The following is an 18054-nucleotide window of genomic DNA, read 5'->3' on the forward strand; positions in this document are numbered from 1 at the left end:
GCATGGCTGAGCGATTTGTGACGGTGGATCGGATGACGCCGATGCTTTTGCCCGAGGACCTGCGAGATTGGGTGGAGGAGGACGACTTGGTGCATTTTGTCATCGAGGCGGTGGAGAGGATGGATCTGCGGGGCTTTCGGGTGAACGTACGCGGGACTGGGGACGCACAGTATCCGCCGTCGATGATGCTCTCGCTTTTGATTTATTGCTACGCCAACGGAATCTTTTCGAGTCGGAGGATTGAGGCAGCGACGCGGCGGGACGTGGCGGTGCGTTATCTTTGTGCGAACACCCATCCGGATCACGACACGATCTGCCGGTTTCGGCGGGAGAACTTTGCTGCGGTGGCGGACTGCTTTTTGAAGGTCTTGGAGTTGGCCCGGGAGATGAAGCTTTTGAAGGTCGGGGTGGTGAGTGTCGACGGGACGAAGATTCGGGCCAAGGCGAGCAAGCATCGGAATGTGACCTACGAGCGGGCCGGAGAACTGGTGGAGCTTTTGCGGGCGGATGTGGCAGATCTCTTGAAGAGGGCGGAGGAAGCGGACCGGAGAGAGGAAGCGGATCCGGGCAAGCTACCTGAGGAGATTGGTCGGCGGGAGCGGCTCCAGGCAAAGCTAGAGGAAGCGCAACGCCGACTGGAGGAACGGGCCAAGGAGCGAGCGGAGCGGGAGCGTGCGGATTACGAGCGGAAGGGAAAAGAACGGGAAGCTCGCAAGGGGAGTGCCAAAGGGCGGCATATCCACCCTCCGGAGGAGAAGCTTGGGGCGGAGGAGCAAAGCAAGCTGACCGATCCCGAGAGTCGGCTGATGCGCAAGAGTCGCAACGAAGCCTTTGAACAGAGCTACAATGCGCAGGCGGCCGTGGATGCGGAAGGGAGTGCCTTGGTGCTTTCGGCTCGGGTGAGTGTGTGCGCCAACGATGCCGGCGAGTTGGAAGCCGACGTGCGGGCCATTCCTACGGAAGCCGGTCGGGTCCGTGCGGTGCTGGTAGACACGGGGTATGCCAATGGCGAACAGGTCGAGGCTCTGCAGGCGGAGGGAATCGAAGTCTACTGTCCGATGAGGGCTGAAGCTCTGGAATGCCGCCGGCGATACGAGTTCCGGCCCACCGATCGTCGACGGGAGAAGCCCGTGGAATATACCGCCCCGTGGAGACGCAAGATGGTTGAGAAGCTCGCCAGTCCGGAAGGCCGCCGCCTCTATGCTCGACGCAAGCAGACGGTCGAACCGGTCTTCGGCATCATCAAATCGGTAATGGGCTTCCGGGCGTTTCGGCTCCGCGGGCAAGCCAAAGTCCAGGGCGAATGGTCCTTGGTCTGCTTGGCGTACAACTTCAAGCGACTTTGGAAGCTTGGGGGAGCCCGCAAGCCCGGTTCCCTTCCGATTGGATCCCTATGGTCGCTCTCCGCCGGAAAAACGGTCGTCGCATTGTCTTGGTTTTTAGGGTTCCCGAGACAATCGCTCCCCATGCCGCATCGGACCGTCGCCGCATCGTGGCAAACTCTCGTACTAAGGCCGACAGGCTGCTAGAAGCCCCTGCCGGTCGCGCGCTTAGTTCCTTCTGGCTGTAGGCAGGCGGACGAGCAGCTCGGGCGGGTCGGCCCGCTGATCCTGCAGCAGCCCGCTGTAGAAGAGGCGGAAGACATAGCCGTAGAAGCGCTGGTGCGGAACGGGATGATCGAGGCGATAGGTCACGCGGAGAACCTCGACCCCGTTGGCTCCCCAGCGCGGAAAGGCGTTTTCGAAGCCGACCGTCAGCCGCGCATTCGTCGGCACGATGATGCCCGCGTCGATCTGATCGTAGGCGTAAAACTGGTAGCTGATCTGATCCAGTGCGATTTTCGACCGGGGGCTCGCGGCGATACGGAAGCGGAAGATCAGCTCCTGGCCGAACGGACTCCCGCTCCCGCTCCGCCGTTCGACTCCGAGAAGCTGCAAGGGGGTCTTGGCCCGATGGAGAAATGCCGCCTCGCTGGCGTCGATCCCCGCCGCCTGGGCCTCCGCTTCCAAGCGGATCCGCGCCTTCTCGTAGGATGCGCCCGCCACGGCGGGGCCTAACGAAACGATCCGGCTCCAGTATTCGGTCGCCCGGGAAACATTCTTCTGCTCCTCTGCGAGCTCGCCTTGTTGTTCTAAGACGGCGGGGTTTTGCGGATCGAGCTCTTCGGCGCGCGAGAGGGCGGCGCGGGCCAGATCCCGGTCACCCTCGTTCCGGAAGCGTTTGGCTTCCTGGAGCAGGGCGGCCACTCGTTCGCCGTTGGTCAGGGCGGGAGGGGCCAGGCGCCCGCCTGTAGGGCGCGGATCGAGGAGCAGCGAGAGGGAGTGGCCGTCATCATGGGTCGACGGAAGGGGTGCCCGCGGGGCTAAAAGCGACGGGATCGGCGAGTCTTGTGCCGTAGACCCGGCCGCGGAGGCGGGCATCAGAGCGGGAGCCTGCGTGTCTCCCTTGATCCGGTGGCGGAACCAAAAAACCGAGAGAAGGGCGATCCCTTGGAGGCCTACCACGAGGGCGGCAAAACGGAGGGACCAGGAGTAGATCTTGGAGGCTGCCGGCTTCGGGGATGGCGGCGGGCGCTGCGGGGCAGTCGAGCCGCGCGGCTCCGGAAGCGGGGAGACCTCGGTCGGCTCCTCTTCTGGGGGTGCCGGCGGGGAAGCAGAAGCGCCGGCAACCGGTGCGGGGCGCAGGCCGAGAAGGGATCCGGAAGGGGAGGAGGTCGGCGGAGGCGGGGGAAGAGATAGATCCGGCCGGCGCGCCGCCAGAAGGAGGGGCAATCGCCTGGCCGCGGCCCGCAGAGCGGCTGCGTCGATGGCCTTGGCTGCTGCAACCGGCTCCGAGGTGGGCGTCGTCGGTGCGATCGAGGCGGGGGACGAGGCGAAGGAAGGCGTTGATTCTCGATTCGGCGCGGCTAAGCTAGCTGCGTCAACCTCTTTCTGATCTTGCATGGAAAAACCCACGCCGAACAACCCGATACGGGAGCCGACGGACCGCGAACTAGTCCTGTCCCTGCAGAATGGGGATCTTGGCGCGTTCGATCAGCTTGTCAAGAGGTATCAAGCCCGGCTCTATCGGGTGATCTATGGGGTCCTGCTGCATCATGAGGACACGAATGACGTTCTCATGGAAACACTTGTGAAGGCATATCGCAATATCGGCCGGTTTCGGATCGGAGCATCCTTCTATACCTGGATTTATCGGATCGCGATCAACGCCGCGATCAGCTACCGGAGAAAGACCGCCCGCTTCCGGCAGGCCGGCGGGGCCGGGAGCCAGGCGGATGACGAAGAGAAGATGCCGGAGGCCTTCGTGGACGAGCCGGCGGGAAAGGAGGCGCTGCGCAAGATGGAGCTTCAGGAGCTGCACCAGGAGATCGAGCGGGCGCTCTCTCAGTTGAGCGAGGCCCATCGCGCGGTGGTCACCCTCTTTGATATCGAAGGGTTGAGCCATGCGGAAATCGCCAAGATCGTGGGGTGCAGCGAAGGAACCGTTCGCTCTCGGCTCTTTTACGCCCATAAACGTTTGCGAGAATCGCTGCGTAATTATGTTTGACGTCGGAGTTGAGAGCGGAGCAAAGTTTGAGGTCAACGATGAACGGGCAGCAAGAGAATGAAACGAAATTGAACGAGCAGTTGCGGTTTTTTTTCAGCCGTAGACTGGCGGAGAGGGCGACGCCCGAGTATTTCGAGGAAATGCTGGGGCAGGTGCATCGCAGGCTGCATCAAGATCTTGTGCAACAGCCTAGCTGGTGGGAACGGCTAGGGGACCTGCTCGCTCCTTTCTCCCCGGGGTTGCGCCCGCTGCTCGTTCGGTTCGCGTTGCCAGCGATCCTGCTCACCGCGGGCGCGGGCTTCCTGCTGCAACATGACCGCGCCGGGGAGCAGTCCCTCGCCCGTTCCCAGGCGGTCGAAGCCTCTTCAGCGGCGAGCCTCGCCGACGCGAGCCCGGCCCTGCTCGCGAAGGTGAAGGAAGAGAGCAGGCGGTCCCTAGTCGCGCCGGCAAGGGGCTCGGGAGTCAGGGAGGAAATGGCAACTAAGGCGAAAGACCCGGAGAATGGAGGACGATCGTTCGTGAGTGTGCTCCCCGTCCGGTATGAAGCCAGCGTTGACTTTTAACCACTCCCTCTGCGCAGCCGTTCTCCTTTCCTTGTCGGGTGCAGGTTCCTGCCTGGCAGGACAGGAGTCGGTATCGTCGCTGGCATCGGACGTCGGTCGAATTTTCCGCACCGCCAGGCATGCGGTCGTACGCGTGCGGGTCCGGCACGAATCGACGGATGCGGTCTGCAGCGGGTTCTTCATCGATGCGAACGGCACGGTCGCGACGGTTTCCGAACTGGTATCCCCGGGACAGGAGATCCGCGTGGAGTCGGAAAGAGGGGTTCTACCCGCGGTTCTCCTCGGGCAGGACAGCCGGACCGGTTTGGCCCTTTTGCGGACGCCGTCGAACGGGCCGACCCCATTTCTCCGGGTTGCCGGGGACACGGAGCCCGAGGCGGGATCCTTCGTCGTAGGAGTGGGCTATCCCTTTAACCTCTCCGCTTCGCCGATCGTCGGACTGGTTTTGGGCTCGGACCGGCAGTTCCAGGACCGCCTCTTTTGTGTCTCCCATATCCGCGTCGATATGACCATCAGCCCGGGGGAGCTAGGAGCCCCCCTGCTCGATCTTCAGGGCCGCGTGATCGGAGTGGCCACGATGGTCGTCAACGAGGGAAGGTGGGCCTACGCGCTGCCGGTACGGGCTGTGAAGCGCGTGGTCGCCGACTTGCGCCGGTACGGGCGTGTGCGGTATGCATGGGCCGGAATCGGGGTATCTCGGGTCGGAGGGGACCGGGGGGAGAGCTTTGTCGCCATCACCCGGCTTTTCCCCAACTCGGCGGCGAGAGCCAGCGGGCTGCAGGAAGGAGACCGGCTGGAGCAGATCAACGGCAAGCCGGTCCATCATCTGTCGGACGTGGTGGACGCCTCTTTTTACGCTCCGGTAGGCCGTCCGATGGTCATCGCCGTCTCGCGAAACGGGAAAATCGAGCGCTTTTCTCTGCTGGTGGGTGACCGGCCGGCGGACAATCCGGGAGGAGCGCCGGGCTCGTCCCCGGCGACGGCCGAAGCCTCGCCGACTGCACCTCCATCGGCGGGATCGGCGGAGAAAACGGGAGGCGGTGCCAATTAGCGTGCTCTGCGAGCACTCCGGCTATCCGGGAGGCGAAAGGGGCGGATTACGCCGGTCGGAGGAGAGAGGCCGTGCGCGAGGCCGCCTAGGCGGATCGTTGCGATGGCGGACAGAGAGAGCCAAAACCCTGTGGTGATTCCGGCCGACCCGCCGCCCCGGACGCGACCGACGGTGGTGCCGTACGGCGGGATCGGGGGACTCCTTTTTTGGGTCAGCGTTTCCGTCTTTCTCGGGATCGGAACCTTCCACTTTTATCGTCTCTTCACGGTTCGCGATCGCGAAGCGCGGGCCTTGCAGGGAGACTCGGAGCTTCTCCGGAGAGAAAACCAGAAGATGCGCGCGGTCGTCGATCAGCTGCAAACCGAGCTCAGCCAAACGGGCACCCTCTTGCGGCTCCAGCAGGACCTCTTGAGCCAGGCCCCGGCGGCGAACGGAGCCGGGCAGAAGGTCGAAGAGAAGGGCGAAGCGTTAACCCCTTCGCAAACCCTGGAGCTTCGCGCCCTGGAGGAACGGCTCGACAAGGCGTTGGCCGCCCGGATCTCCGCCAAGGAAGCCTCGATCCTCCCGCAAGAAAGGGGGGTTGTCATCGCCCTCGACTCGCGTGTGCTCTTTCCGGGAGCCGGCCCCAAGATCGGAGCTCCCGGCGAGGCGCTTCTCCATGAAGTCGCGGCCGGCCTGCAGCCGATCCTGGGATCGGCGGAAGTGCGGATCGTGGCGTTCGCCGATTCTGCGCCGGCGGTCCCCGGCGCCCGCAAGAACGCCGCAGGCAACTGGGAAGCTTGCTCCCTGCGTTCGGCGGCCGTGGCCAAGGCCTTGGTCGAGGTCGAGCACCTGCCGGCCGGTCAAGTCGTGGCCTCCTGCCGCGGGGCCGTGCCCGTCGCGGAGAGCGGTAGCGCGGACAACCAGGGATATTCCGGGCGCCGGTTGGAAATCGGCATCTTCCTGGACAAAACGCCGGTGACAGCCGAGGCGAGCCCGGACCGCGGGCCGGTCAGCGGCCGCCAAGGTGAAAGGTAGACATCTTCAGCCGGGCTTCCTTCGCCTTCCTTCGGCGGCGATCGGAAGGTTTTTCGAAGGCACGCCGCGCGCGCGCTTCGCGTAGGGTTCCTTCGCGGTCGAGCTTGCGTTTGAGCCGTCGGAGAGCCTTGTCGATCGACTCCCCTTTCTTCACTCGGACTTCGGTCATTAGCCTCCAGTTTCCTTTGTTGCCGTTACGGGAAATCGCGCCTCTTTTTCCCGAAAATTAGTTTTCCTCGGCTTCCGTATCGGGGAACAACACGGCTGCACCCGTGACACGGCCTTCGCGCAGGGCGCTTAGCGCCTCGTTCGCGTGCGCGAGCGGATACGAGCGGAAGTGAGTACGAAAATGGATCTCTCCTGCTAAGGAAAAGAATTCTTCGCCGTCCTGCCGCGTCAGGTTGGCTACCGACACGATCTCCCTTTCTTCCCAAAGCAGGCGGTAGGGAAAGGAGGGAATATCGCTCATGTGGATCCCTGCGCAGATGACTTTCCCCCCGCGATCGACGGCCCGCAGGGCGGCCGGAACCAGATCGCCGACAGGCGCGAAGAGGATGGCCGCCTCAAGAAGGTCGGGCGGAGAGTCGGTGGAGGCGCCTGTCCAGACCGCGCCTAGGTCGCGAGCCAAGGACTGCGCCGCGACGTCGCCCGGGCGGCTGAAGGCGTAGACCTCTTTCCCTTGGGCGACGGCGAGCTGGACCAACAGATGCGCGGCTGCGCCGAATCGTAGAACCCCAGCCTCTTGGCCGACTGCGCCTTCCGGTAGGATCGGTACCCGATGAGCCCGGCGCAGAGAAGAGGGGCCGCTTCTCCGTCGGAGTATCCCTCGGGCAGAGGAAAAGCGAAACGCTCGTCGGCCGACACGTATTCGGCGTACCCGCCGTCCCGGGTGTAACCGGTGAATTCCGGATGCTCGCAGAGATTTTCGCGCCCGCTGCGGCAGAAACGGCAGGACCCGCAGGTCCTGCCCAGCCAAGGAATTCCGACGCGATCACCCACCGAAAATCGGTGCGCCCCCGGGCCGGAGCGGACGACCACCCCTACGATCTCATGGCCGGGAACGAGCGGCAATTTCGGCTTCGGGAGCTCTCCATCGATGACGTGGAGATCAGTCCGGCAGACGCCGCAGGCCAGCACGCGGACGAGGATCTCCCCCTCGCGGGGTTCGGGCGTCGGCAGCTCGCTCTCCACCAGAGGCTTGCCCGGTCCGGGCCACACCATGGCTTTCATCGATCGAAGAAAGATTTCCTTTTCCGCGTTCGCGCGGTTGAAAACACCCAGACTATCCCGCCGGCCCCGCGCCGTCAACCGGATCCCCTCCTGGAGTCTTGACGAACGCGCAAGCGAGCCCCTACGCTTCGCGAATCAGCTCGAAAGCCGGTTCGGGAGAACCGGCCTGGAGCCTGGGAGCAACAAAAGCGACAATCGGGCTGGTCGGAAGATCTCATGCAGATAGACACCTTGATCACGGCGGACTTGGGACACCTGAAGGCTTACCGGGTGTCGACGGACGAACTCTCCGGAAAGACTCATATCCAGCTCCTGGAAGACCGGGTCCTTCCGGACGCGCACAAGAAATTGACGGACATGGAAACCGATGTGCCCGGGCGCTATTCGGTCCGAACCGGAAAAGTCGTCCTCGGGCGCCCTGCCGGAGAGCTGAACAACCTGGAGTTGGAAATCCGCAAGCGGCTCCTCTGCCAGCTCGCCCGGGAGATCGAAGCGCTCCTGGAGCGGGAGGGCGGCCAGGTCAAGCGCTGGGGCTTGGCCGTCGGCGCCGAGCTGCTCCCCAGGCTCCTGGAGAGGCTCTCCCCCGCGGTCCGGGGGAAGCTGGTGAAGACGATTCCCGGCGACTTGACGAAGCTCGACAAGGACCAGGTGCTCGCCCGGTTCATCGGGTAGAGCCGCCGGGGCCGCTCCGGCGCCGGGCGGGACGACGGCTGCCGCCTGGCTCGAAAAGATCGGCCAGGCGCAGACGGCGGAGCATCGATCGCTTCTTGGTCTGATGCGCTTCCATCCTTTGCAGGACATCGTGCAGGAAGCGGAGCGTCTCTTCGATGTGAGGCCCTTTGTTCAGAATCACGCATTCCGAACGCTCCGCCATGGCCGCGTCGGTGACTTTCGCCCGGGAAGGGAGCCCGATCGTCGCAAGAGTTTCCAAGACCTGAGTAGCCCGGATTACGGGAAGATGGGCGGCTTCCGCGACCCAAAGGATTTCCTCCTGGACCTCCGCCAGCCGCTCGTAGCCGCATTCGACCGCCAGATCCCCTCGGGCGATCATCACCCCCACCGACGGGCTCTCCATGGCGGTGAGCAGGATCGCCGGGAGCGGATTCTTCGGGCCGGCGCGAAAACCTGGCGGCACCAGCCGGACCCGGCTACCGCTCTGGAGCAGCAGGAATGAGCCGGCATCGCCGAGCGCCTGGGGAAAGGCAGCCCGCGGGGCGGGATGCTCCGGCCGGGGCGCCGGATCGAAGGGAGAGAAAGCCGTCTCTTCCGATACCGTGCCTCCTTGGTCCGCTTCGGCAAGGAGGCCGTCCGGGAGCCGCTCCACGATCCGGAGGAAACGGGGCCTTCCCCGCATACCGAAAAAAGAGAACCTCCCATCCGGGAGCCAGGCGCTCGAGCCATTCCTCGGGGAAAAGCAGCGCGGCTGCGATCCCCTCGGGCATGCGGCCGCCGGGCGATTCCGGCGCGAGCCGGAATCCGAGCGGGCGCCAGCAACCGTCCGAATCGGTCGCTCGCTCTGGCTTCCAGCTGCAAAAACGCGGCCCCTGGCGGATTTCGCCGGTCCTCAACTTCGGGTCCCGCCAGGTCCATGAGGATGCGGATCGTCCTGCCCCTCTCCCGCGCCGCCCGGCGGAGATTCTCCACCATTCGCGCCCAGACGGATTCGCTGTCGTGGGCGCAGTGGATGCGGGCGATGTCCATGCCGGCCTCCAGGATCCGGCGGGCAAGCTCGGGATCCTGAGCGGTTTCGGCCGGCATCGTCACCATGACGGACGAGTTCCGGCCCCTGGGCTTCGGTCCCAGCAGGGCGGCCGTATGGGCCTCCAAGAGCCCGGCGCTTTCGAGCGGGCTGAGCGGAAGACCCGACCGGAGCAGCCGCGCGGGAACCTCCGCGCCCATGGCGCGGATGACGGCCAGAAGGGTCAACAGCACGCAGCCTTCCGCCCGGCCGAGCGAAGAAAGTCCTCGATCGGCCAGCCCCTCTTGGATCTCCCGCAAGTCGAAGCGGCGGAGGGCGAGGTAGTGCACCCGGTTGCGCGCGCTCGCCCGGTGGCGGGGGTGGACTTTCTCGATCAAGCTCCGGAACTTCTCCTCCAGCGCGAGCATCGCGTCCGCGATCTCGACGAGCTTTTGGATCAGCTCCCCGGGACTCACCCGGCCTCCGGCCGCACGATCGCGATGCTGGCGGAGGTGCCCAGCCGCGTCGCTCCGGCGGCGACGAGCCGCAACGCCGCGGCCCGGTCCCGAATCCCGCCCGAAGCCTTGATCGGCATCTCCGGACCGACCGTCGACCGGATCAGCGCGACGGCTTCGGGAGTGGCTCCGCCGAAGCCGAACCCGGTAGAGGTCTTCAGGAAAGCCGCGCCTCCGCGCGCGGCGCGAAGGCAGGCGGAGCGGATTTCGGTCTCCGTGAGCGCGCCGACTTCCAGGATCGCCTTGACCGGATGAGGGGCGGCCGCTTCCACCACGGCCGCGACGTGGGCTTCGACAACGTCCCAATGCCCCCCTTTGACCGCTCCGAGCGGGATCACCATGTCGAGCTCATCGGCTCCCTCCTGCACGGCGATTTCGGCCGCGCGCGCCTTCAGCCGCAGGCACGACGCGCCGTGGGGGAAATCGATCACGGTGCAAAGCCGCACTCGGGTTCTCTCGAGTCGGCGACGCGCCTCCGCGAGCCACATCGAATGGACGCAGACCGCATGGAATCCGTAGAGGGAGGCCTCCCGGCAGAGCCGGACGATATCTTCCGCGCGCGCTTCGGGCCGCAGCAGCGTGTGGTCGATCAGAGAGGCGAGCCTTTTCCCCGTCTCATCGAGCTGGGGAGCCTCGGTCGGCTCCTTCATTTCGGGCCTTCCGGACATTAGGGTTGCGCGTCCGATCGGTGCCGGGGGAGATAGCCCGTCATCGACGGCTCCTGCGCCCGGGATGCGTCACCGTCCGCAAAGCCGATCTCGCCCTGCACTTCGAGCCGTTCGGTGAATTTGGGCCGTTTCTCGACTTCGTCCAAATAGCGGAAGAATTCGTCGGCGGTCTCAAAAAGGTGTCCCTTTTCGACGTACGAGTCGGTCGTGAACGGCGAGAAGCCTCCCGGGAAGATCATGTAACGGGCCTTCATGTAGTCCCGGGCATGGCCGAGCTCGTCCATCATGCCGGCGGAAAGCGGGGGACGCTCCGGATAGGGATGAATCGCGACCACGGCATCGACCTTTCCGACATACCAATGCAGGTCGCGGTGGACGGTGTAGGCGTAGATGACTTCGCGATCGATGGGGGAGTCGAACTCCCGCGCGATCTCGACCGTTTGTGGATCGATGACGACCGCGTATTCCCGCAGCCGCTGGATCACGCTGTTGATAGCTTGCCGCATTGACGGATCCGCATGCGTCATCGAGTAGCTGACGTAGACGACCCAGGGCCGGGGATAGCAGACCAGCTTGTAGAGCGCGTCGGCGGGTTCGTTGACCGCCAGAACATAATGAGGGATTCCCATGTAGCGGGCCCAATCCTCGGAAAGCGACACCTCCTCGTTCATCCAGGAGAGAATCTCGTAGATGGTGTGATGGCGCTCCTTGAGGGCCTGGAGGAAGCGGTCGGGATGGTCGAGGGACTCGAGCTCCTTCTTGATGACCCATTCGGCTTCGATCAAGGTCACGACGACGTCGGGCGCGATAAAATCCCGAATAATCCTCTGATCCTTGAACTTCCGGTTGATTCGGTTCCATTCGATCGTCGCCGGCAGGCGCACGATCACGTCCGTGCACCCCTGCTTGGCGATCTCGTAGCCGATCTTCTCGTACTCCCGCTCGCGGGTGAGCTCGAAGACATAGTCGGTCGTTCCCAAAAGCCGCTCCAGCGGCTTTTTTCCCTGCTTGGTGAACTCCCGCACCGCATCGAAGATCCGGATCTCCCTTCCGTTCTGCTTCCCCAGAGCGACGACCTTTTGCAGGTAGAGGGCGTCGCTCATGCCGGCCACCATGCCTGTAACCAAGACTTTCATGAGGCCACTCCTCAAAGAAATTTAGCGCAGGGGGAGCGGCTGCGATAGATCCTCCACTTCGGCCGCCTTCCGTCCCGGCTTCCCCCCGCCTCCCTCCCGGTCGCGCCGCAGCGACACGGCGACCCCTTCGGCATGGGGAAACGGGAACTTTTCCAGGACGACCGAAACGCTCCTCACCTTGGATCGGCACAGGACGGCGTCGGCGATCTCCTCGGCCAACCGCTCCAGGAGGTTGCGGGGCGGGGAGGCGGCGAGCCGCCGGATGTCGCGGGCCAGCTCGTCGTAGTCGACGGTTTCCTCGAGCCGGTCCGAACGGGCGGCTCCCGAGAGGTCGCCCACCTCGAGTCGCAGCGAGACCCGCAAGGGCTGCGGCCGGCTTCGTTCCGCCTCGGTGACCCCGATCCGGCTTTCGAGCCATAGCCCTCGGACTTCAATCGTGTCCTTCCGGGTTTCGCCGGCTTCCGGCCCTGGCGTCGCCGGCGCGGAGGTCTTTGGCGGGAAAGCGGAAAAATAGGCTTCCTCCAGGGTGAGCCAGACGAATCGGCCGACACCCGGCTCGCGGCTGGCCCGGGAACCGGCGACGTTGAGCACGCCGATCCGGTGTTCTTCCAGGAAGGTGCGTAGCGCCTCCGCCGGCCGCGGTGTCCCGCTGTGCAGGTGGATCCACGGCTTGTGCAGGCGCGCGGCCTCCGCGGCGGTGAGCCGGGAGCCGCCGGTCAAGACCGGATCGAGGGTGAAGATCGCGGTCCCGTCGCTATCCCGAACGTTCCAGAGCGTCCGCTCCGCGTAATCGCTGCCGGGCGTCTCCCGGAGCGGGTAGCGCTCGGGGATCGCGCCCTCCTCGGAGCGCCGGCCCAGCGGGCACCATCCTCCGGCCGGAATGCCGTGCGCCATCGCCCAATCGAGAGCCGCGCGATCCGCGCCGGTCTGCCCCCCCGAAACGATCTTCTGGAGCGGAGAGCGGCGGTCCTGGCCCATATACGGCTTTCTATCCTAATTCTTCCCTCTTGGCCAGAGCCGTTGCCGGGAAAGCGGGAGGCCCGCCGTCTCCTTTCTCCCTTTCGCTCGACCCGCAGCCATGGCAGAAAGGACGCATGAGCGCCCTGCCCCCGGAGCCGCGGACCGAGACGCGCATCAAGGTCTACTATTTCGATACCGATGCGGCGGGAGTGGTCCACAACGTAGCCTACCTCCGGCTGATCGAAGTCGCGCGCTCGGAGCTGGCGGAGCGGCTCGGGTGGAGCTTGGCCGAGATGGGGAGGTCGGGTCTGGTCCCGGTCCTGGTGCGGACCGAGATCGACTATCTGCGGCCGGCGCGGCTCGGGGAGGAGCTGATCGTCGAGTCGCGCCTGACCCGGCTGGAACGGTTGCGTTTCTTCATCGAGAGCGCGATCCGGCGGGAAGGGGAGCCGGCCGTGCTCGTGCGTTGCCGCCAGACCCTCGTCACGGTGCGCCTCGCCGACGGCCGCCCCCGGGCGGTGCCGGAAGCCTGGGCGGAAGCCTACCCTCATCTCCTGGCAACGGCGGACCGGCCGAAGCCCGGAGCCGGATAGCGCGTCCCGGGCGCGTGTCGGGGCGGCCGACGGGACTCGAACCCGCAACAGCCAGAACCACAATCTGGAGCTCTACCATTGAGCTACGGCCGCCGTCTGCTTCTGCAGCCACCATAGGGGAGAGCGCCGAAGGGTGCAAGCATCCACCCGGGCTGACCGTCGCGGCTGGCGGGCGGTGGGGAGCGTTTCCCGCTTGTGCTCGGCGGTCGCCCGGCGATAGTCAACAGGAACCATGATCATCCTTTCCACCGGTGCGATCCGGGATCTCGAGGAACGGGAGATGTCGCGCGGCGTCTCGCAGGAAGAGCTGATGGAGCGGGCCGGGAAAGGATGCGCCGAGCGGATTCTCGAAGCCTTTCCCGGAAAGCGGCGGGCGCTGGCCCTGATCGGGCGGGGAAACAACGGGGGCGACGGTCTGGTCATCGCCCGGACGCTGGCCCGAGCCGGCTGGGAGGTGGCCGTATTTCTCTCTGCGGAACGGACGAAGCTCGGGGCACTCTGTGCCCGGAAGCTGGAGGAATGGGAGCGCCAGGGGGGGCGCATTGCGTCGGGAGGGTCCCCTCCGTGGCGGGAGGCCGACGTCGTGATCGACGCCCTATTGGGCATCGGGATGAGCGGAGAGCTCCGTGGGACTCTGGCCGACCTCGTCTCCGCTTGCAACCGCGAGCGAGCCAGGCGGTTTTTCCGAACGGTCGCCGTGGACACCCCATCGGGTCTTTGGGAAGGGGCGGATGCGGCTTCCACGGCGGTCGAAGCCGACCTCACGCTGACGATCGGCTACGGCAAGGAGTTCCTCTTCCGGGAAGGACTTTCCCGCTTCGTCGGCCGGATCGAGGTGGTGCCGATCTTTTCGGAGCGTCCGGAGGGCGCCGGGAGCCAGGCGATCGTTCCCGAGGAGCTGGCGCCCTGGCTCCCGAGGCGGAGCGCCCACTGCCACAAGGGCCGTTTCGGCCGGGTCCTCCTTGTCGGAGGGTCCCGCGGATTCAGCGGAGCCGCCGTCCTGGCCGCACAGGCCGCTCACCGGGTCGGCGCCGGACTGGTGAACCTCGGGGTCCGGGAGGAAATTTACCCGATCGTCGCCTCCCGGTGCCCGCCGGAGACGATGGTCTTCCCGATCTCGGACCTTGAGCTCTTCTCCGCGAACCGCAGCCGGGCGACCGTCATCGCGATCGGGCCAGGCCTTGGGTTGGATCGAGCGGCCGAAGAGCTTCTCGCGGATCTGGTCGAACGGGGCGGGCCTCCGATGATCTTCGATGCCGACGCCCTCACCCTCCTGGCGAGAAATCCTGCGCTTTTTGAGCGATTCCGCTTTCCGGCGGTCCTCACCCCCCACCCCGGGGAGTTGCGCCGCCTTCTCGGCCGGGAGATTCCCGATGCGCAGAGAGAAGAAGCGGCGCGCGAGTTTGTGGAGCGGGTTCCGGCGACCCTCATCCTCAAGGGCACCCGGACGCTCGTCGCCCGGAAGGGAGAGCCCCTCTGGTACAACACTACCGGCAATCCCGGTCTGGCCGCCGGGGGATCAGGAGACACCCTCCTGGGCGTACTGGCCGGGCTGGTCGCGCAGGGAATCCCTCCCTGGGAGGCGGCCAAGCTCGGAGTCTGGCTTCATGGGCGCGCCGCCGACCTGCTCCTCCGGAGTCGGGGTGTGGAGGAGGGGATATTGGCTACCGAGGTGGCCGAGGGACTGGGCCCGGCTCTGCGAAGCCTTCGCGAGGCGGCGGCCCGCGCTTTGTGCGAACAGGAGGAGTGGACCGGCAAGGGTTTCCGGCCGCCTGCGGCTACCACCAGCCCTCGGTCCCCATCGTGACCGTCGGTTCCCAGCCGACGGAATTCCAGTATTGCTCGGTCGCTCCGTATTCGTCGAGCGCACCGGCGGCGGCGAGCCCCTGCTGCTGCTCCTCCTCGACGGCCTTCGGCTCATGAGGCCAGAGGCAGAAGTATATCCCTTCGATCCGGATGGTCGGGCCGCGCCTGAGCGGAGGACCGGCGAGCACCCGCCCGGCCACGGTAATTCTCTTGCCGGGGCTGTACACGGCCGGGTCGAGGCGGCCCCGATATTCGACGAGGATGCGGCCGCCCGATTCCGCCGTGCGGGCCGGCCGGTCGTGCCGGGAGAGCGGCCGCTGGGAAATGAGCACGATGCTTCCTTTCTCGTAAACGTGGCTCTCGATGATCCGGCCCCCGAAGATGACGATTCGTCCCTGATAGGCGGCCGGATCGGCCGCGATCTGCGAAAGAAGGGGCTGGCCCGCGGCCTTCTTGCGCAGGGGTTCGGGAATGGGGCTGAGGTTCGCGCATCCGGCCAAGGGAAGAAGCGGAAGGGTCCAGAGGCAGAAAAGAGCCAGCCGCTTTGTCCCTGTTCCCATCGCCGGAAGGGAGTGAACCACCGCCCGCATCCCCTTCCAAGCGCAGAATGCGGATCGGGCTTTCGGGTGAAAAAAAAGGGCTTGGCGGGCCCATGGAAAATCAAGCATGAGAAGGCAATCTATTCCTTGAGATCCCTCGCAAGATGCTCCGAAAAACGATGCCGGGCCCGCACCGAGTGCGGGTAGCGCTTGTCCAGGCCGAGGCGGAACCGGATCGCGACGCCAACCTCCGGCGGCAGGATCGGCTCTTCCGCAAAGCGGCGGAGCAGGGGGCGGAAGTGATCTGCACGCAGGAGCTCTTTGCCACACCCTACTTCTGCCAGGAAGAAAGCGTGGCGGCCTTCCGGTGGGCGGAGGAGATCGACGGGCCGACCGTCCGCTTCCTGCAGGATCAGGCGCGGAAGGCCGAGGCGGTCGTCATCGGCTCCTTTTTCGAGCGGCGCGCCCCCGGCCTCTTCCATAACACGGCGGTGGTGATTGACGCGGCCGGGGAGCTGCTCGGCTGCTACCGGAAAATGCACATTCCGGACGATCCCGGATATTACGAAAAATACTATTTTGCTCCCGGGGATCTCGGCTTCCGGGTCTGGTCCACCTCGGCAGGGCGTCTGGGCGTGCTCGTCTGCTGGGATCAATGGTACCCCGAGGCGGCCCGGCTGACCGCGTTGCAAGGGGCGGAGATCCTCTTCTACCCGACGGCGATCGGCTGGCATCCTCACGAGAAGGAGAGCGAAGGGGCCGCGCAAGCCGACGCCTGGAGGACGATCCAGCGAAGCCATGCCATCGCCAACGGCTGTTTTGTCGCCGCCGTCAATCGTGTCGGGGTCGAGAAAGGCCCGGGCGGGCGGGCGATCGAGTTTTGGGGCCGCAGCTTCGTGGCCGATCCGATGGGACGGGTGATCGCGGAAGCCTCGGCGGAGGAAGAGGTCCTGCTGGCCGACCTCGATCTGGGCTTGATTGAAGAAGTGCGCATCCACTGGCCCTTCCTTCGCGATCGCCGTGTGGATGCGTACGGAGGGATCGCGGCGCGCTACCTGGGGTGAGTACGAGAGAGGTCCTGGACGCGAACCGTTCCGAGCCCCGGGAGGGATGGCCGGAGTCCCTTCCGCGGACTTTCGGTTTTCGGATGCCGGCCGAATGGAGTCGGCACCGCGCGACTTGGCTCACATGGCCGCGCGAGGACGGGATCAGCTTCCCGGGGAAGGAGAGGATCATGGCCTCCTTTTGGGCCGATCTGGTGCAGCGGCTGTCCTCGGGAGAAATCGTTCGGGTCAACTGTTTTTCGCGGCAGCAGCGGGAGTCGGTCCGGGAGCTCCTTGAATCCCGGGGGATTGCGGTCGGCAGCCGGGTCCTCCTCTACGAGAACCCCGCCTACGAGCCCTGGTGCCGGGATCACGGACCGCTCTTCGTGCAGAACCGGAAGGAGACGGCGATCGTAGATTGGGGCTATGACGCCTGGGGGAAGAAGTACCCGCCCTATGACCTGGACGACTTGGTGCCCCGGCGGGCGGCCTCGTTCCTGGGGATGCGCTGCTTCGAGCCCGGGATCGTCCTCGAAGGCGGGGCGATCGACACCAATGGCGAGGGGCTTTTTCTCGTGGGCACCCGTTGCCTCCTCGATCCGATCCGCAATCCGGGCATGACCCGGGAGCGGATGGAAGCGGCGCTGCGCGACTATCTCGGCGCCGATCGGATGATTTGGCTCGAGGGGGAGATCGCGGGGGACGACACCGACGGGCATGTCGACGAGATCGCCCGGTTCGTCGATCGGTCCACCATCGTCGCGGCGCGCGCCGCGGACCCCGAGGATCCGAACCATGCGCCTCTCGAAGAGAACTTCGCCCGCTTGCAGGCGGAGGCGCAGAAGGGTCCCGAAAGGCTGCGCGTGGTCCCGCTGCCGATGCCCGCGCCGCTTTACGAGGGGGAGACGAGGCTGCCGGCTTCCTACCTGAACTTCTACTTTTCCAACGAGGCTCTCCTCTACCCGGCTTTCGGCGATCCCGCCGACGTCGCCGCCGGGGAGATTTTCGGCTCGCTGGTGCGCGACCGCCCGGCGATCCCCGTGCCCGCCCGCGACCTCGTATGGGGCTTGGGCGGCCTGCACTGCATCACCCAGCAGGAGCCGGCGTAAAACGCCTATGATCTATCACATTTCCTTGAGCCTGACCGCCATGGCTCTCGGCCTGCTCCACGCGCTGGCCGGGGCCCTCGCCCTCCTCTTTCCGGACCGGGCCCGATCCTTTCTGCTCTGCTTCCCGAGAAACCGCGCCCTCGGCCGGATCCTGCTGGGAGCCGGCACCGCGTGGGCGGCGATCCTCTGCGCCACGATCGACCTCGGGGAATACTCCGGGTTCCGTTCCGTCCTCTTTTTTGCCTGCTTGACGCTCGGGGCGCTTTCGGTCTGGCTGCTCGACGACTTCCCGTCGGTCCGCGGGCTCTCGATTCTCCTGCTGCTCGGAGCCGACGTGCTGCTCGACGCCGCTTTCCTGAGCGACCGTCCCGGGAAGATCGCGATCGTTCTCCTCGCCTACCTTTGGGTGATCGCCGGCATTCTCTTCGTGAGCCTCCCCCACCTTTTCCGGGACCGGATCTGCGAGCCGCTGTCCTATGCGGCTCCCTTGCGGATCACCGCCTGGGCCGCCGTGGGGATCGGCGCCGGATTGCTCGCCTTCGGCCTCGGAGCCGGATAGCCGGCTCGAGATCCCGTAGGGAACGAGAATTGACAAGTCGA

19 protein-coding genes, 1 tRNA gene and 2 pseudogenes are annotated in these 18054 nt (G+C 65.7%); 11 read left to right on the forward strand and 11 right to left on the reverse strand.

What is annotated here, in order from left to right:
* Positions 1 to 2: 2 nt before the first annotated feature.
* A complete protein-coding gene (locus MTHMO_RS01590; RefSeq protein WP_202213231.1) occupies positions 3 to 1529 on the forward strand; it encodes an IS1182 family transposase in 1527 nt (508 codons plus the stop codon).
* A gap of 21 nt (positions 1530 to 1550) precedes the next feature.
* Here the strand turns inward: MTHMO_RS01590 and MTHMO_RS01595 are convergent, their stop codons facing one another.
* On the reverse strand, positions 1551 to 2942 hold the full coding sequence (locus MTHMO_RS01595) for a lipopolysaccharide assembly protein LapB (RefSeq protein ID WP_202213232.1): 1392 nt from the start codon (positions 2940 to 2942) through the stop codon (positions 1551 to 1553).
* Between MTHMO_RS01595 and MTHMO_RS01600 the strand changes: the two genes are divergently transcribed.
* From MTHMO_RS01600 to MTHMO_RS01615, 4 genes are all read left to right on the forward strand, one after another.
* A complete protein-coding gene (locus MTHMO_RS01600; protein WP_202213233.1) occupies positions 2941 to 3546 on the forward strand; it encodes an RNA polymerase sigma factor in 606 nt (201 codons plus the stop codon). The genes MTHMO_RS01595 and MTHMO_RS01600 overlap by 2 nt on opposite strands.
* A 38-nt stretch (positions 3547 to 3584) precedes the next feature.
* On the forward strand, positions 3585 to 4109 hold the full coding sequence (locus MTHMO_RS01605) for a hypothetical protein (protein WP_202213234.1): 525 nt from the start codon (positions 3585 to 3587) through the stop codon (positions 4107 to 4109).
* Complete coding sequence (locus MTHMO_RS01610; RefSeq protein WP_202213235.1) at positions 4099 to 5160, forward strand: S1C family serine protease; 1062 nt, start codon at positions 4099 to 4101, stop codon at positions 5158 to 5160. The genes MTHMO_RS01605 and MTHMO_RS01610 overlap by 11 nt, the downstream gene beginning before the upstream one ends.
* A gap of 102 nt (positions 5161 to 5262) precedes the next feature.
* Positions 5263 to 6177 (forward strand): hypothetical protein, encoded by a 915-nt coding sequence (locus MTHMO_RS01615; protein ID WP_202213236.1) that lies wholly within the window; start codon positions 5263 to 5265, stop codon positions 6175 to 6177.
* Here the strand turns inward: MTHMO_RS01615 and rpsU are convergent.
* On the reverse strand, positions 6152 to 6346 hold the full coding sequence (rpsU, locus tag MTHMO_RS01620; protein WP_202213237.1) for a 30S ribosomal protein S21: 195 nt from the start codon (positions 6344 to 6346) through the stop codon (positions 6152 to 6154). The genes MTHMO_RS01615 and rpsU overlap by 26 nt on opposite strands.
* A 57-nt stretch (positions 6347 to 6403) precedes the next feature.
* Positions 6404 to 7407: pseudogene (locus tag MTHMO_RS01625) on the reverse strand (zinc-dependent alcohol dehydrogenase family protein).
* A gap of 216 nt (positions 7408 to 7623) precedes the next feature.
* Here MTHMO_RS01625 and MTHMO_RS01630 point away from each other — a divergent pair.
* Complete coding sequence (locus MTHMO_RS01630) at positions 7624 to 8079, forward strand: host attachment protein (RefSeq protein WP_202213238.1); 456 nt, start codon at positions 7624 to 7626, stop codon at positions 8077 to 8079.
* Here the strand turns inward: MTHMO_RS01630 and MTHMO_RS10780 are convergent.
* From MTHMO_RS10780 to MTHMO_RS01650, 5 genes and pseudogenes are all read right to left on the reverse strand, one after another.
* Positions 8069 to 8506: pseudogene (locus MTHMO_RS10780) on the reverse strand (pyruvate kinase); the annotation flags it as partial. The gene MTHMO_RS01630 and the pseudogene MTHMO_RS10780 sit on opposite strands and share 11 nt — an antisense overlap.
* Positions 8458 to 9561, reverse strand: coding sequence for a hypothetical protein (locus MTHMO_RS10785; RefSeq protein ID WP_370568175.1), 1104 nt, complete (start codon positions 9559 to 9561; stop codon positions 8458 to 8460). The pseudogene MTHMO_RS10780 and the gene MTHMO_RS10785, both read right to left, overlap by 49 nt.
* On the reverse strand, positions 9558 to 10250 hold the full coding sequence (gene deoC / locus MTHMO_RS01640) for a deoxyribose-phosphate aldolase (RefSeq protein ID WP_202213240.1): 693 nt from the start codon (positions 10248 to 10250) through the stop codon (positions 9558 to 9560). The genes MTHMO_RS10785 and deoC overlap by 4 nt, the downstream gene beginning before the upstream one ends.
* A 17-nt stretch (positions 10251 to 10267) precedes the next feature.
* Complete coding sequence (locus MTHMO_RS01645) at positions 10268 to 11404, reverse strand: hypothetical protein (RefSeq protein WP_237394697.1); 1137 nt, start codon at positions 11402 to 11404, stop codon at positions 10268 to 10270.
* Between the two features lie 21 nt (positions 11405 to 11425).
* On the reverse strand, positions 11426 to 12382 hold the full coding sequence (locus MTHMO_RS01650; protein WP_202213241.1) for a YpsA SLOG family protein: 957 nt from the start codon (positions 12380 to 12382) through the stop codon (positions 11426 to 11428).
* Between the two features lie 116 nt (positions 12383 to 12498).
* Between MTHMO_RS01650 and MTHMO_RS01655 the strand changes: the two genes are divergently transcribed.
* Positions 12499 to 12957, forward strand: coding sequence for a thioesterase family protein (locus MTHMO_RS01655; RefSeq protein ID WP_202213242.1), 459 nt, complete (start codon positions 12499 to 12501; stop codon positions 12955 to 12957).
* A gap of 21 nt (positions 12958 to 12978) precedes the next feature.
* Here MTHMO_RS01655 and MTHMO_RS01660 read toward each other — a convergent pair.
* Together MTHMO_RS01660 and MTHMO_RS01665 are read right to left on the reverse strand one after the other, a co-directional pair.
* Positions 12979 to 13050: transfer RNA gene (locus tag MTHMO_RS01660), tRNA-His, on the reverse strand.
* A complete protein-coding gene (locus MTHMO_RS01665; protein WP_202213243.1) occupies positions 13030 to 13191 on the reverse strand; it encodes a hypothetical protein in 162 nt (53 codons plus the stop codon). The genes MTHMO_RS01660 and MTHMO_RS01665 overlap by 21 nt, the downstream gene beginning before the upstream one ends.
* On the opposite strand from MTHMO_RS01665, the gene MTHMO_RS01670 reads away from it, so the two are divergent.
* Positions 13190 to 14764 carry an NAD(P)H-hydrate dehydratase gene (locus MTHMO_RS01670; protein WP_202213244.1) on the forward strand — a complete coding sequence of 525 codons (1575 nt, stop codon included), beginning with the start codon at positions 13190 to 13192 and terminating at the stop codon, positions 14762 to 14764. The two genes, MTHMO_RS01665 and MTHMO_RS01670, sit on opposite strands and share 2 nt — an antisense overlap.
* On the opposite strand, the gene MTHMO_RS01675 is transcribed toward MTHMO_RS01670, so the two are convergent.
* Positions 14736 to 15431, reverse strand: coding sequence for a Slp family lipoprotein (locus MTHMO_RS01675; RefSeq protein WP_202213245.1), 696 nt, complete (start codon positions 15429 to 15431; stop codon positions 14736 to 14738). The genes MTHMO_RS01670 and MTHMO_RS01675 overlap by 29 nt on opposite strands.
* Positions 15432 to 15481: 50 nt before the next feature.
* On the opposite strand from MTHMO_RS01675, the gene MTHMO_RS01680 reads away from it, so the two are divergent.
* From MTHMO_RS01680 to MTHMO_RS01690, 3 genes are all read left to right on the forward strand, one after another.
* Entirely contained in the window at positions 15482 to 16366 is an 885-nt protein-coding gene (locus tag MTHMO_RS01680; protein ID WP_202213246.1) for a carbon-nitrogen hydrolase, read from the forward strand.
* Positions 16367 to 16449: 83 nt separating this feature from the next.
* Entirely contained in the window at positions 16450 to 17454 is a 1005-nt protein-coding gene (locus MTHMO_RS01685; protein WP_202214799.1) for an agmatine deiminase family protein, read from the forward strand.
* A gap of 7 nt (positions 17455 to 17461) precedes the next feature.
* On the forward strand, positions 17462 to 18013 hold the full coding sequence (locus MTHMO_RS01690) for a hypothetical protein (RefSeq protein ID WP_202213247.1): 552 nt from the start codon (positions 17462 to 17464) through the stop codon (positions 18011 to 18013).
* Positions 18014 to 18054 lie beyond the last annotated feature (41 nt).

This window comes from Methylacidimicrobium sp. AP8, from assembly GCF_903064525.1.
Taxonomy (GTDB): Bacteria; Verrucomicrobiota; Verrucomicrobiia; order Methylacidiphilales; family Methylacidiphilaceae; genus Methylacidimicrobium.